9 protein-coding genes are annotated in these 13162 nt (G+C 68.6%); 5 read left to right on the top strand and 4 right to left on the bottom strand.

The window, feature by feature from the left end; all coding sequences use genetic code 11:
- Nucleotides 1-21: 21 nt before the first annotated feature.
- Nucleotides 22-5361 (bottom strand): MobF family relaxase, encoded by a 5340-nt coding sequence (mobF, locus tag LUU90_RS05880; protein ID WP_275002394.1) that lies wholly within the window; start codon nucleotides 5359-5361, stop codon nucleotides 22-24.
- Nucleotides 5362-5778: 417 nt separating this feature from the next.
- On the opposite strand from mobF, the gene LUU90_RS05885 reads away from it, so the two are divergent.
- Nucleotides 5779-6216, top strand: a complete 438-nt coding sequence (locus tag LUU90_RS05885) for an AAA family ATPase (protein ID WP_275002395.1) — start codon at nucleotides 5779-5781, stop codon at nucleotides 6214-6216.
- A gap of 6 nt (nucleotides 6217-6222) precedes the next feature.
- Here the strand turns inward: LUU90_RS05885 and LUU90_RS05890 are convergent, their stop codons facing one another.
- The gene (locus LUU90_RS05890) at nucleotides 6223-6363 is read right to left on the bottom strand and encodes a hypothetical protein (RefSeq protein ID WP_275002396.1); all 141 of its coding nucleotides are present in this window, start codon (nucleotides 6361-6363) and stop codon (nucleotides 6223-6225) included.
- Nucleotides 6364-7087: 724 nt separating this feature from the next.
- Here LUU90_RS05890 and LUU90_RS05895 point away from each other — a divergent pair.
- Together LUU90_RS05895 and LUU90_RS05900 are read left to right on the top strand one after the other, a co-directional pair.
- Entirely contained in the window at nucleotides 7088-7222 is a 135-nt protein-coding gene (locus LUU90_RS05895) for a hypothetical protein (RefSeq protein ID WP_275002397.1), read from the top strand.
- A gap of 247 nt (nucleotides 7223-7469) precedes the next feature.
- On the top strand, nucleotides 7470-8750 hold the full coding sequence (locus LUU90_RS05900) for a hypothetical protein (protein ID WP_275002398.1): 1281 nt from the start codon (nucleotides 7470-7472) through the stop codon (nucleotides 8748-8750).
- A gap of 576 nt (nucleotides 8751-9326) precedes the next feature.
- Here LUU90_RS05900 and LUU90_RS05905 read toward each other — a convergent pair.
- Both LUU90_RS05905 and LUU90_RS26465 read right to left on the bottom strand, forming a co-directional pair.
- Nucleotides 9327-10337 (bottom strand): protein-L-isoaspartate O-methyltransferase family protein, encoded by a 1011-nt coding sequence (locus LUU90_RS05905; protein ID WP_275002399.1) that lies wholly within the window; start codon nucleotides 10335-10337, stop codon nucleotides 9327-9329.
- Entirely contained in the window at nucleotides 10334-10573 is a 240-nt protein-coding gene (locus LUU90_RS26465; protein ID WP_425596196.1) for a lasso peptide biosynthesis B2 protein, read from the bottom strand. The genes LUU90_RS05905 and LUU90_RS26465 overlap by 4 nt, the downstream gene beginning before the upstream one ends.
- Before the next feature lie 465 nt (nucleotides 10574-11038).
- Here LUU90_RS26465 and LUU90_RS05910 point away from each other — a divergent pair, with 465 nt between their 5' ends.
- Both LUU90_RS05910 and LUU90_RS05915 read left to right on the top strand, forming a co-directional pair.
- Nucleotides 11039-11713, top strand: coding sequence for a response regulator transcription factor (locus tag LUU90_RS05910; protein ID WP_275002400.1), 675 nt, complete (start codon nucleotides 11039-11041; stop codon nucleotides 11711-11713).
- Nucleotides 11710-13161, top strand: coding sequence for a HAMP domain-containing sensor histidine kinase (locus tag LUU90_RS05915; protein WP_275002401.1), 1452 nt, complete (start codon nucleotides 11710-11712; stop codon nucleotides 13159-13161). The genes LUU90_RS05910 and LUU90_RS05915 overlap by 4 nt, the downstream gene beginning before the upstream one ends.
- The last annotated feature ends 1 nt before the right edge of the window (nucleotide 13162 follow it).

The raw sequence follows: 13162 nt of genomic DNA on the forward strand, positions 1-13162 counted from the left end.
TGAGGCCTGCCCATCAAGGCGCTATGGACCAGTCACGTGACCCGGCTCCTGCGGGGGCTGCCCCTGCTCGTGATGGTGGCGCTCGTCAGTCTCTCGGCGCAAGCGCTCAGCGGTTCGTGCGCGTGCAGCGGCCAGTACCAGCGGGGTACGTTCCATGGGCCGCGGTCCAGGCCGCGCCACCGGGCGGGCTTGCGCACCGGTGACAGTGATGGCTCCCAGGGCTCGAGCGGCGATGGTCTGCGCGTCGCCACGCTCGCCCTCCTGAGGACCTGGCCCGAGCGGGTAGACAGGATCGGTGACCTGGTACCGATCGCGGTAGGCCACCACGTATCGCATCGCCGCCTTCCAGGTCTCGCGGGCTGGCCCATCTGGGGGTGGCGGAGTGATGGTCTCCATCCACAGCTCCGGACTCGACATCGCGTCCTCGACCAGGGCATCCAGGCGGGCAGAGATCAGATCGGACTGTCGGTACAGCCACGCCCGCACCAGCGGATCGGTCACCGGCCGGTCCCGGCCGACCGGTGCAGCGCCCGCCTCGGCCACACGATCGATGTTGGTGACCACGTCGGCCTGTGCCTGGTCGGTGATGCGGTCGGCGAGATGGTCGGTCATGACCTTGCGCACCGAGACGACGTCGAGCTGCTGCTGGCTCTCGGCGCCGGGCACGTGTCCGATGGTCTGGGCGACATGTTCGATCAGGGACCGCCACTGGTCCAGCTCGACCCGGCCGTAGAGGTGGTCGACCAGCGCACGCAGCTGCGGGATCTGCCGTTCGAAGTGGTCCAGGTCCCGGATGGTCTGCAAGTTGGGTTCCATCGCGAACCACGTCAACGGGATCGTCTCAGTCAGAGCGGTCGCGAAGGTTTCGGGGGCGCCGGTCGCCGTCTGGGCGGGGTCGGTCGCCAGGTCGAGCGCCCGGGCGTGGGCGGCTTCGCCGGGGGCGAGCATGGCCCAGACTCGGGCGGCGGCGGTGCGGCCGGCGGTGTCAGGGTCTAGGGCGACGATCAGGTTGCTCAGGTCCCGCCCGGTCGCGTCCCGCAGCGCCTGCAGGTGCATTCGCGTGATTCCCGTGCCACCTACGGCGACCGGCACGACTAGAAGTCCGGTCTGCTCCGCCAGGCGGGCGGCAGCCAGGTGGAGAGCGGCATGGTCCGTGGGCCCCTCGACCAGGACGGGCCGTGCGCCCGCGGCCAGGCGGGTGATGGCGTCGGGGTCCAGCCCGTACACGAGTTCGCTCTTGCGGTACGCCGCCGTCTCGGGGCTGTTCAGGTACTTCGGAGCACGCCCGTCCCCCGTGTCCGCCTCGGCGGGGTTGATCCGACCGATGACGCCCACGACCTGCCCGGTCTGGTCCCGGTAGGGGAACACGATCCGGTTGCGGAACTTGTCGATGATCCGCCCGTTCCGGGTGCGGGTGACGACCCCGGCGGTCATGAGCTGGTCGGGCGTGTAGCCCAGGGTATGCAGGTGGTCAGTCAGACCGGTCCACGTTCCGGGGGCAACACCCCACTCTGCGCCGGTCAGGCCGCGGCTGTCCATGTACCGGGCGGCCCAGGGTTGTGTGGGCTTCTGCCGGGTCCACCAGGCCCAGGCGTGCCCGGTGATCTCGACGACCAGGTCCCGCTCCCCCGCATCAACCAGCACCCACCCCTGGTCGCCGGTGGCAGGCTCGTGATCCGCACCACCCGGAGCGGGCCCGGCTGCGGCGTCACCGCCTGCCTGCGGGTCGCCCGGTTGCCCGGTCTCGTACACGGTCGTCGCACCGACCGGGGCGCCATCTGTGTTCGCGCCGTCCGTCGAGGTGGTGGGCGTGACGGTGGCCCAGAGGAACTCGTCGGTGGTGTCGGGCGCGGTCGTGATCCAGGCCGGCAGTCCGCGCTCGTCATGGTCGTGGGCACGGGGTAGGCCGATGCGGTAGTGCAGGACCTTCGCGTTCGACCTCGCGTCCCCGAACCCTGTCCCGGCCGCCCGGCAGATCACGGTCTCCGGGTCGGTGCCTGCAGCCTCGTGCATCGACAGGCGCTTGGCCAGCACCGGCCACACCTCGTCTGCGAGCACCAGGTCCGCCATCCGCTCGGGCAGCACCGACCGCACAGCTTCGGCCAGGCGTCCGATGCGGTCGGGCTCGAGGAAGGCGAGGTAGGCGTCCTCGTACTCGGGGACCAGGCGGGCCAAAGAGTGCGCGTGGTCCCACTCGTCTTCGATCACCCGCGACGCGGACAGTTCTCCCCCGTCGCGGTCCAGGACGCCCTCGAGCGCGTTCAGGACCGCGCGCTCGGTGTTCGGTTGACGGTGCGGGTCGAGGTCGAGGACGTCGTCGGTCTCGACATAGACCCGGTTCGAGTCAGCTCCGCGGGTGATGGCGGTGTAGAGCTCGTTGCGGGTCATGCCAACGCCGACCATCGCGTGGGAGGTGTCGACGGTCATGCCCTGGACCCGGTGGATCGTCGCGGCGTACCCGAGCTCGACATGTTCGGTCACGTAGTCCGCCGACAGGACGACCGTGGCCCCGGTCTCCAGGTGCTGAGCCTGCAGCGCACCGTCGGCACCACGGGCGGTCACGCGCCACAGGTCACCGTTCTTGACCCAGCCGCGAGCCCAACCGATGTGCCCGTCCTCGTCCTCGGCGTGCAGGTGGCGGTTGTTCAGGCGGGTCACGATCACGTCCCCGACCCCGGCCCGGTTCTCGTCATGCAGGACCACGCCGTCGTCCTCGACCTCCCCGCGGGTCACCCGGTGCAGGCGGGCCCGGGCCGAGAGCTCGGTCACCAGCGTGTTGGTCGCCGCGATCATGATCGTCTTACGACCGTGGTCGGAGTCGGTGATCCAGTTCGCGAACATCTCCTCTGCCATCGCCGCCGCCGACCCACCCTGCGTGCGGCGGCCGATGATGTAGAAGTCCAGGCCCCGGTGGTCACCCTCGCGCAGCCGCAGGGACGCGTCGGCTTCGCCGGGGGTGTGGAAGCGGTGGATGTGCGTCAGCTCGACTGCCCCGGACTGCTGGGTGATCAGCCGCAGGGCGCCGCCGGCGGCGACGGCGCTGAGCTGGGCCGGGTCCCCGAGCAACCGCACGCTGCCGCCGGCTTGCTGGGTGATGGTCAGGACGTCGGCCAGGGCGAGGGTCCCGGCAAGGCTGGCCTCGTCGACCAGCACGACCGTGCCGGGCTCCACCGCCAGCCGTTCCCGCAGGCGCTCACCGCCCTTGCCCCGGCCGGCCAGGAGGAACATGTCCAGGGTCTCCGCCGTGATCCCGTCACCGAGATGCGCGCCGAGGACCTCCGCGGCGGCGGCCGACGGCGCCAGGGCGATGAGCTTGCCGCCGGAGTCCTGAACCGCGTCCGCGAAAGCGCGCATGGCGGTGGTCTTCCCGGTCCCGGCCGGGCCGATCCCCGCCGCCAGGACCGTGCTGGCCGTGAAGTGCGCCACGAGGTCCCGCTGCCCGGCGTTCAGGACCCGACCCTGGTCGACCCGGACCCGCTCGATCGAAGCCTCCACTGTGCTTGGGCTGATGACCAGGCCGCCGGGGGTGCCGGCGGCGGCCAGGAGACGGTCTTCGGCTTCCAGGACCGCCAGGGAGGTGTACTTGGTGGAGCCGTGGACGAAGTAGACGCTCTCGCCGTCCTTGCGGCGCATCACGTCCGGAGGCTCGTTCACGTCCGGTGGAGTGACCTGCAAGCTGGCGGCCACGGCGTACCCGGAGATCGTCGCAGCCAACGCGAGCAGGTCCGTCCCGATGGGGGCGTGGTCGCGGGCCAGGCGGGTTGCCTCGGCCTGCAGGTGGTACGTCGTCCAGGTCGACCGCTTGCCGGCCACGTTCGTCAGGCACGCGCCCACCAGGTCACCCTGGGTAAGCACCTGTCCGGCCAGTTCCGTGAGCACGGTCTGGCGTCGCGCGGGGCTCGTCCACCGCAGCGGTCGGAAGACCTGCGCGCGGGGCCACACGGTCGCGAGCCGGCTGACCGCGTCCGTGACATCCTGGGCCGCCCACCGGGCGATCCCCCGCGCGGCCAGGTCCTGCGCGACAGCGGCCCACAAGTCGCCCGGCTCGTCCACCACGACCCGGCCCTCCCCCAGCTCGGGTCGCAGGGCCGTGGTGAGCATGCCGGTCACCGCCGCCCGGCCGCCCAAGACGTTGGCGGCGACGCCGGCCCACTGCGGGAGCCGGTCACGCAGCCCGACCGGTACCCCCTTGCCCGGACGGGTGTCCAGGTTGGCCTGCTGCGTCAGCCCGAACGCGGCCTCCGTCGCCGGCTCGTGCCCATGCATGGCGCGATACGCGGCCCGCAGGCTCTCGTACGACTCCACGATCGCGGCCCGCCGCCGCGAGAACACGTCCCGCACCGTCTTCGGGACCCCCACGATCTCGCGCACACCCTGCTTGCCCCGGCCCCGGGACTCGGTATGGAACGCGACCCCGAGCCGCTCGACCAGCAGCTGCTCGATCCGCGTGTTGTACCGCTCGGAGGCCGCGACCTTCAGACCCAGCAGCACCCGCCCGTCCAGGGCCCGCCACCCACCATCCACGCCGAGCACCTTCGTCGCCACGGCGACATGGGTATGCAGGTTCGGGTCCCCCGTGCGGGAGTCGAGATGGTCGAACGCGACCGCCGTCAGACCATGGGTATCGATCTGCCGCACACCACCCGCACCGCCACGCGTGAGCGCAGCCTCGGACTCGATCCACGCCAGGGTGTCCTGCCAGGCGTCGGTGTGCGCCGTCGTGATCGCCTCCCGCGTGGCCGGGTCACCCAGACCCCACAGCACGCTGATGCTCTTGGACGGCGTGAACACCAGGTCATACCCCGCCACCGCCCGCCGAGGCTGACCGCCCCGCTCGGCCAACCACCGCGCCACCTCCTCATCGCTCAACGGGCCACCACCCCCGGTGTCGCCCTTCCGTGTCGCCAGGGCCCGGCCCACCTCCCAGCGGAGCCGGTCGCGCTCGACACCCGGCTCCGGCGGACGGTCGTTCTCGCGCGCAAACCGAGCGAATGCAGCCTCCAACCCCGCCCGGTAGTCGTCATCCTGCGCGCTCTCAAAGACCGGGAACGCCCGGCCCAACGCGCCTGCGCGGGCCGCGTCCTTCGTCGAGGCGCCGCGGGCCAGGGCCTCGAGCTCCAGCCGGCCGGCATCGGGGTGGCGGCCCTGCCCGAACAACGACTTCATCTGCCGCTCCAGCACCCGGCCCGAGACCCCGAGCTGCTCCGTGCCGGTGCCGACCCACCGGCCGGGCGGGTTGCCGTGCTGCATGTAGTAGTCCGTCAACGACACCCCGCGACCCCGCGGCACGTCCCCCGACGCGACCTGCTGCGTCAGGTACGTGTACCCACTACCCGCGCTCAGCACATGCACCGTCATCATGTCCCCCACATCCCCCTTCCAGGCAGGACTGGAGCGGCTCAGCTCGGGGCTGATTCGGGACCGCTCACAGCGTTGTGCACTAGGTGTGTGGCCTTCGTCGGGCGGTCCGCGGGACCCGTTGTCCATCCGCTCGACTGCCCTAGCCGCGCAGCCGTGTCAGTCGCGCCGCCGTGTCACGCGGTGTGCGTCGTCGCCCGCTCGTCCATCTCCGTCGCGGCTTGCCGGCCGTGTCCGTGCAGCCAGGTGCGGCAGGAACGTGGCGGCGGGGTCCCTCCGCAGGGCGCGAGCAATCCCCCGGGGCATGCAAAGAGACCGCCACCCCGAGAGGGATGCCTCAACGCCTACTCCGGCTGAGCCTGCTACTGGCGCAGCGGTCGTATTCAAGTGGTCCGAGTAGCGGCTGCGTAGGCTTGGGGCATGGCTCGCATTCTCGTCACCGGAATGTCTGGCGCTGGTAAGTCGACGCTGCTTGAGGAGCTTGCTCGGCGCGGGCATCTCACCGTTGACACTGATTACGACGCCTGGGAGCTGTCCCGCGCGGTGTGGGACGAGCCTCGGATGAGTGAGCTTCTGGCTCGTCACGATGATGTGGTGGTCTCGGGAACGGCCGAGAACCAGGGCCGCTTCTATGACCGGTTCGAGCACGTCGTGCTGCTGAGTGCTCCGGTCGAGGTGCTGATCGAGCGCGTCGCGACCCGGACGAACAACCCGTATGGGCGCTCGGCGGATGAGCAGGCGGAGATTCGGCAGTACGTGGTGGAGGTTGAGCCGATGCTTCGCCGGGGCGCGACGGTCGAGTTTGATGGGCGTCGGCCGGTTGGTGAGTTGGCCCACGCGATCGAAGCGCTCCGATGAGCAGGGTCAGCGGGCGCGGTCGCTGATGTAGCCGCCCCAGTCGCAGGCGGCGAGGGCTGCCCAGCGTGCTGCGGTGCCGTCGGTGATGCCGATGAGTTCGGCGGACGGGAGCGGGAATGCTGGTGGCGAGGGCGAAGGTCGCAGCATGGCGGGAGTGACCGGAGCGGATGCCGTTGGCGACGAGTTTGTCGCGGAAGTTCTGACCTTCCTCCTCGATCTGCAAGAGGCGTGTGGCGGTCGTCGGGCGGTCCGCGGGACCCGCTGTCCATTCGGTTGCCCTAGCCACGCAGCCGTACCAATCGTGCCGCCGTACCAATCGTGCCGCCGTGTCAGTTGCGCGGTGTGCGCCGTCGGATGCTTGGACGTCGCCGTCGCAGCACGTCGGCTATGCCCTTGCTGCCAGGTACCGGAGGGGCGCGGGCGGCCGGTTCCCTCTGGAGGGCGTGAGCAATCACTCCGGGCCATGCGAAGAGGCCGCCGTCCAGAGGGGATGACGGCCTCTGACCCTGGCGTTACGGGCGAACTACCCAGCTGAGGGCTTGGAGAGCGAGCCCCACGTGTCGGGCGCGCGCGCCGCGGATGACCTCCCATGGGAAAAGATCCTCCACACGCTCATGCCCCCCGAACACGTAACGTCACCCCGCCGGCCGCGGGCCGTCAGCCGCCCGCGCCGACCCAGGCGTGAACCGTGCAAGCGGCGTATTCGCGTGCCGGCGGGTTACCTGGAGTCACGGTCACCAGCCACCAGGCGCACCACACGCGCGACGGCCCGAGCTGCCCGCGCACCAGCTATCAGATCGGAGCGCCGTCGATCCCCAATTCACCCGCCAGATTCATTGGACGTGCTTCAACTTCGACCTAGTGTGTCGATATGACAAGTCTTGCCGGACTGATGATCAACGCTGCCTATGAGTTCCATGCCGGGATTGAAGCAAAGAGGGCGGCTTTTGAGCACACGTTCTCGGAACGCGTAGCCGTAGAAACGGGCCGCGCGATCCACGTGTAGATCTGGCATGCATTTTGAACTACCGGAGCGTCCGATCACCTTCCCAGTCGCAAGACCGAGGAAATGCCGACCACAGCTGAGATCAGCGATGGATATGAGGTCGAAGACATGACCCCTGCCATCTCTCTCGGCACGAGTTTCAGACTAGCCTCAAATGGCCTGTAAGTATCTCTGCAACCCCAGTTTGCGTTCTAGTGGAGGACATCCCGTGAGTAGTCCGATTGAACGATTGAACGCGGACCCTTCCTTGCCCGAGAAGCGAGTAAAAGTTCTACTGGAACGTGCATCGGCCGCAGGGATCAAGGCTGAAGTGCGACGTGCCGAACACGTCTCGGGCGTGCGATCGCGCTCGTACGTAGTGCTGCAGCTGCCAAACGGTCGGCGCACGCGGCCGCTTGCCGTGTTTCCTCGGGACTTAGAAGGGTTGCTCGCGGTTGAGTTCGAGAAGTACATCGTGCTAGGTGACTACGTGGCCGTTGTGGACAAAGATTCAGGCGCCATCGAGGCTCAGGTGGTGGGACCGAGGATGGCGGGAAGATATGTAAGGGCGCTCCAGCAACTACCCGGCGTTGAGACCACCGCTGAGGGTGATCCGGAACCTGATAGTGAAGATTTTGAGGAAGCGACTGCAGCGGCGCGTAGGCCGCCCGACGAAAACTGGCGGCTTACAGTCGAGGACGAGGGAGTCGTAATTGAGATCTCCCCAGCATCGAACGATTTTCAAGTCTTATTTCCGCCGGGTGTGACAGTCAAGATTAGAGGTGCCTCGACGTCCAGTCACGACGCCGCGCTTGAAGTGCTTGAACGCTACGCACGAGCCTTGCTTTTCGACTTCGACCTGGTATACGGGATTCCTGTACAGCTTGCGAAGCACAGGCGAGGAACCCGAACCCGCCGCCGCGAAATGCCGGAGCATCCACCAAAGTTTCCCCGCAATGAGTATGCGGGGCAAGCGCTAGAACTTTACCAGTACGGTCGGGCCGCCACGGGCCTCCCGCTACTAGAATACTTGGCCTACTACCAATCCGTGGAGTACTTCTTTCCCTTCTTTGCAAGAGAGCAGACAGTAAACTCCGTCCGGAGCCAGCTGCTACACCCCGGATTTGATGCCCGCAATGACGCTACATTGAACCGCCTCATCAATCTCGCATCCCCCGCCGGCAGAGGCGGAATTGCGGAGCGAGAGCAACTTCGCGCCACTGTTCGCGCGTGCATTGATGACGCCGATCTGCGTGAGTTTATCGAGTCGTCGCCCGAGCATACAGAACATTTTTGCTCGAAGAACCAGGCAATCCGCGGAGTCGGTAGGATTCACCAGGATCCTAGCCAAAGCGACTTGCGGGATCAGGTGGCCGACCGCATATACGCAATAAGATGCCGAATTGTGCACTCAAAACAAGACGGTGGCGGCAACGGCGAAGAAGTTCTACTTCCGTCGAGCAGGGAGACTGAGTCGCTTCAAGCCGACATCGAGCTCCTTCGGCTGGTCGCGCAGCGGGCTCTCGTAGCCCGCGCGGCGCGTGCTTAATTGGCACCGGGCAGGCTCATCGACTTGGATGCGTCGCCTCGCACTCTGAAATAGCAGCCGTCCGCATAGCGCGACCCCACGCGAGCACCATCCTCGAAGTGTGGCCACTCACAATGTCGGCCCCTGCGATCTTCACAGCAGCGCGCCACAGCATCGGCAATCTCATCATCACAGATGAACATCTACCGAGTACCAGCGAGCGAAGAACTGCCCGCCTCCAGCAGACCTGACGCGGTCCGTACACCGCGTCGAGGTGAGCGGCTAGCCCGGGGAGGCTGGCCCTTATTGGCCCTAACTTCCGCCAATCTGGCCCTAGTTAGGGCCAATAAGGGCCCATCCCGACCCCACACGAGCCCACTCCAGCATTACAATAAGACCAGGTCAGCAGCCATTTTCGGCCGGTTGGCCCGCATCACCCGATCGCCATCCGGCAAGGCTTCCAAACTAATTGCGTCCGTTCGGTTCCCCTCCCGCTCAGCCTGCGGAAGCCCGATCAGCTGTCTCCGACCTGGGCTTCGGGCGTTCTGCCCGCTGGGAGGGGCGCCGTATGTGATCCAGCAGCCGAGCCAGCCGCCGTTAACGGAGCGTCAACCGGACTTCCCAGCCCTCGACGCTCGGCACAACGACGCCGGTGATATCAGGCCAGCCCGGGCGTCCCGCGTTCCGCCACTCTTCGATCCACAGGGTAAGGATGCGGCCCGCGTCAGGGTTTCCCGTTGTGATCAGCTCGTCGTCGGTGAGAAACGCCGCACCGCCCTCGGTGGCCGCTCCGATGCCGGCGAAACGGTCGGAAAGCCCCGCCGTAGCCAGCTCGACGGGGACTGTTGCGTACAGCCAGGCCGTGAAGTCGTCGAGGTCCTCTCCCGGGGCCAGCGGTGTGGCTGAGGTGTGTGGAGCCGACCTGAGCCGATCCAACAGCAGGCCTGCCACCCCCGGAACCTCGCGCAGTGCTGCGCTGCTGAGCCACCACGGTTCCGCGTCGTCAGGGATGTGGGACGCGTCGACGTACCGCAGCGGCAGACCGAAGATGGTGACGGGCTCGGAGTGCATCTCGATATACCCACCGGGCCGCGCTGATACGGCTGTCGGACGGCCCCCGGAAACGGTGATGGCGACGATCGCGTGCGCCCTGGCAAGACGCGCGACCTTGACCGGCGCAACGACTGCGGCGTCCTGACCGATCTGGTCGATCCAGGCCGACGGGATCACGTGCGGGGTGGCCCACGCGACGACACGGTCGTACGGCGCCCCGGCCGGGTCGCCCGCATATCCGTCGCCGTTGGTCACCGTCGCGGTCGTCACGCCGGCCGCTGCCAGGCGAGCCTGGGCCCGGGGTACGAGATCGGCGAACACCTCGACCGACCGCACCAGCCCGTCGGCGCCGGCCAGGTTGGCGAGCAACCCGGTCGTGTACCCGGACCCGGTCCCGATCTCCAGCACGCGGTGCCCAGGCCGGACCTCAAGGTCCTCGAGCATCTGTTGGATCGACGTGACGCTGGACGACTGCGGGAGCGTCGACCCGTCAGGCTCGGTCACGAAGTGGTCGTAGTCGACAGCGGCGACGGCATCGGCAACAGCGGCGGTCATGGGTGGCTCCTTCGCGGTCGGGCAGTCAGTGCCCGGGCAGGGATGGTCATGGTTCGCAGAAAGGTGGACGTGGTGGCGGGCTCGTCGACAGGCGCGCCGTCGGTCTCGACCCACGCGTGGGACGTGTACGGGTGGATCTGCACGCCGTGGCACCACACCACGGCTCGTCCGCGCAGTGCGGCCAACCACGCCGCGGCAGAGAGATCTCCAGACACGCCGCGCGACCAGGCCACCATGCCGCTATGTCGCTTCTGACTCCCAGCGGGCGATCGTGGTGCGCTCGACCCTCGACGGCTCTGCGAGCGCTTCCTGGCTCGCCCCAAGGTCCCGACGCCGTCTGGCAAGCCGATCACGTCGCCGCTTCATTCTGCTCCCACCGTCCGAATACCCCCGGAGTGCACAACGCGACGTCCGTGGGACAACAATGCCGCGCTCACACCGCGAGAACCAGCAACCAGGCCGACTTCCTACGAGGAATATTGAGTCAGCACGACGACGTCCCCCGCTTGGCGTGCCTCCGTCAGGCTGCGGTCTGAGAGCAGGTCGTCGGCCGCTTCCTGCGCCACATGCCTGCTGCCCCGTAAGACCAATTCTTAGCGCGGGCCGTTCACACAGCGCAACGCTCTAATCCTGGTCTCAGGTTGAGCGAGGACAATGAGCGGAAAAGCACCGACTGGAGAGGGCGGGCCGGCGTGCGGATCATGATCGCGGACGACGAGGCAGCCATCCGTGAGTCGCTGGAGCGGGTGCTCCAGGTCGAGGGTTACGACACCAGCACCGTCGCCAACGGTCTCGCCGTGCTCGACGGGGTCGCTGGCGACACGCCGGATCTGCTGATCCTCGACGTGATGATGCCCCGCCTCGGCGGGTTGGAGACGTGCCGACGGTTGCGGGCAGCGGGTCGGGATCTGCCGGTGCTGATGCTGACCGCCCGGGATCAGGTCTTCGACCGGGTCGCGGGGCTGGACGCGGGCGCCGACGACTATCTGCCCAAGCCGTTCGCCACCGAGGAGCTGCTGGCGCGGGTGCGGGCCCTGCTGCGCCGTCGCGCGCCGGGCGATGACGAGTCGCAGATCTTGTCCTTCGCCGACGTCCGGGTCGATCCCGACAGGTTCGAGGCGTGGCGCGGCGGGCGGCCGCTCCGCCTGACCCGGACCGAGTTCTCCCTGTTGCAGGTCTTCGTGCGCAACGCCACCAGGGTGTTGACCCGCGACGCGCTGTTCGAGGCGATCTGGGGCTTCGACATGAGCGCCACCGCCAACAACCTGCAGGTGTACGTGAGCTACCTGCGCCGCAAGATGGAGGCCGAGGGTGAACCGCGATTGATCTACACGCTGCGCGGCTTGGGATACACGTTGCGGGAGACTCCTCCGTGAGCAGACCCGCCGGCCGAGGCCCGCGCCGGCTGACCCGTTGGTGGCGCCGGCGGTCCCTGCGGACCCGGCTGACGGTGATCGCGGCGACGGCCATCGCGGTCTGCGTGTTCCTGGCCTTCCAGGTAGCCAGCGAGCTGCTGGAATTGGAGCTGCAGGACGCCGCGGAGGATCAGCTACGCGCCGACTCCCGCGTCCTGGCGGCGGACGCGGAGCGCGCGGGTCTGGCGCAGGTCCGGCTACCGCCGTATCCCGGATCCGGTCGGCTGGTGCGGGTCATCCTGCCCGACGGCTCGATCCGGACGCCGTCCGGCCAACCCGCGCTGCCCCCGGTCAGCGAGCGCGCCGAGCGCGTGGCGCAGGGCGTGTCGGCCGACCTGATGGAGTCGGGCGACTTCGACGACGACGGCTACCTCGTCTACACGCTGCGGGCGGGCGACGGCGCGGTCCAGGTGGCCCGCGTCGCCGACGACAGCCCCGTCAACCAGTTCGGGTTCGGCATGCTGCTGATCGGGCTGCTCTGCGTGGTCGGCGGCGCCCTTGTCGGGCGGGCCGTGGCGCGGACCGGGCTCGCACCGATCGACCGGCTGACCGCCGCCGCTGTCCGTGTCGCGCACACCCAGGATCTCGACGCCGACATCCCGGATGAGGGCGGTGGGGAGATCCAGCGGTTGATCCAGGCGATCAACGACATGCTCGCCGCGCTCCGGGACTCCCGTCGGGCCCAGCGGTTGCTCGTCGAGGACGCCGACCACGAGCTCAAGACCCCGCTCACCAGCCTGCGCCTCAACGTCGAGCTGCTGATCCGGCTCGATCGGCGCGGCACCCTGGACAGCGCACTGCCGGCGGAGAGCCGGACCCGGCTGCTCAACGATCTGGGCGCCCAGGTGGCCGAGCTGAGCACTCTTGCCGCCGAGCTGACCGACCTGGCGCGCGGTGACGTCAGCGACGAGAGCACCGAGGTGCTCGACCTCGCCGACGTGGTGGTGGCCGCCGCGACCCGGGCGCGTTCCCGTGTGCCCGACATCGAGGTCGCGCTCGACGTGACCTCGGTGTGGGTGAGCGGCCGTCCCGCCGGCCTCCAACGGGCGGTGCTCAACCTCATCGACAATGCCGGCAAGTGGTCCCCCGCGGACCAGCCGGTCCAGGTCCGGCTCCGTGCCGAGGGCGCGTCGGCCGTGCTCGAGGTCGACGACGCCGGGCCGGGCATCGACGCTACTGACATGCCGCGGGTGTTCGACCGGTTCTACCGTGCCGACAGCGCCCGGGCGTTGCCGGGATCCGGTCTGGGTCTGTCGATCGTGCAGCGGGTCGTCGACGCCCACGGCGGCCGGGTCACCGTCGCCCGGTCCGCACGCGGTGGCGCGCTGCTTCGGGTCGAGCTTCCGGCTGCGACCCCGCTCGCCCCGATCGCGCGGCTCACCGCCGGGGAGGCCACCGCGGAGCGTTGAC

Source organism: Promicromonospora iranensis, assembly GCF_028994775.1.
Lineage (GTDB): Bacteria > Actinomycetota > Actinomycetes > Actinomycetales > Cellulomonadaceae > Promicromonospora > Promicromonospora iranensis_A.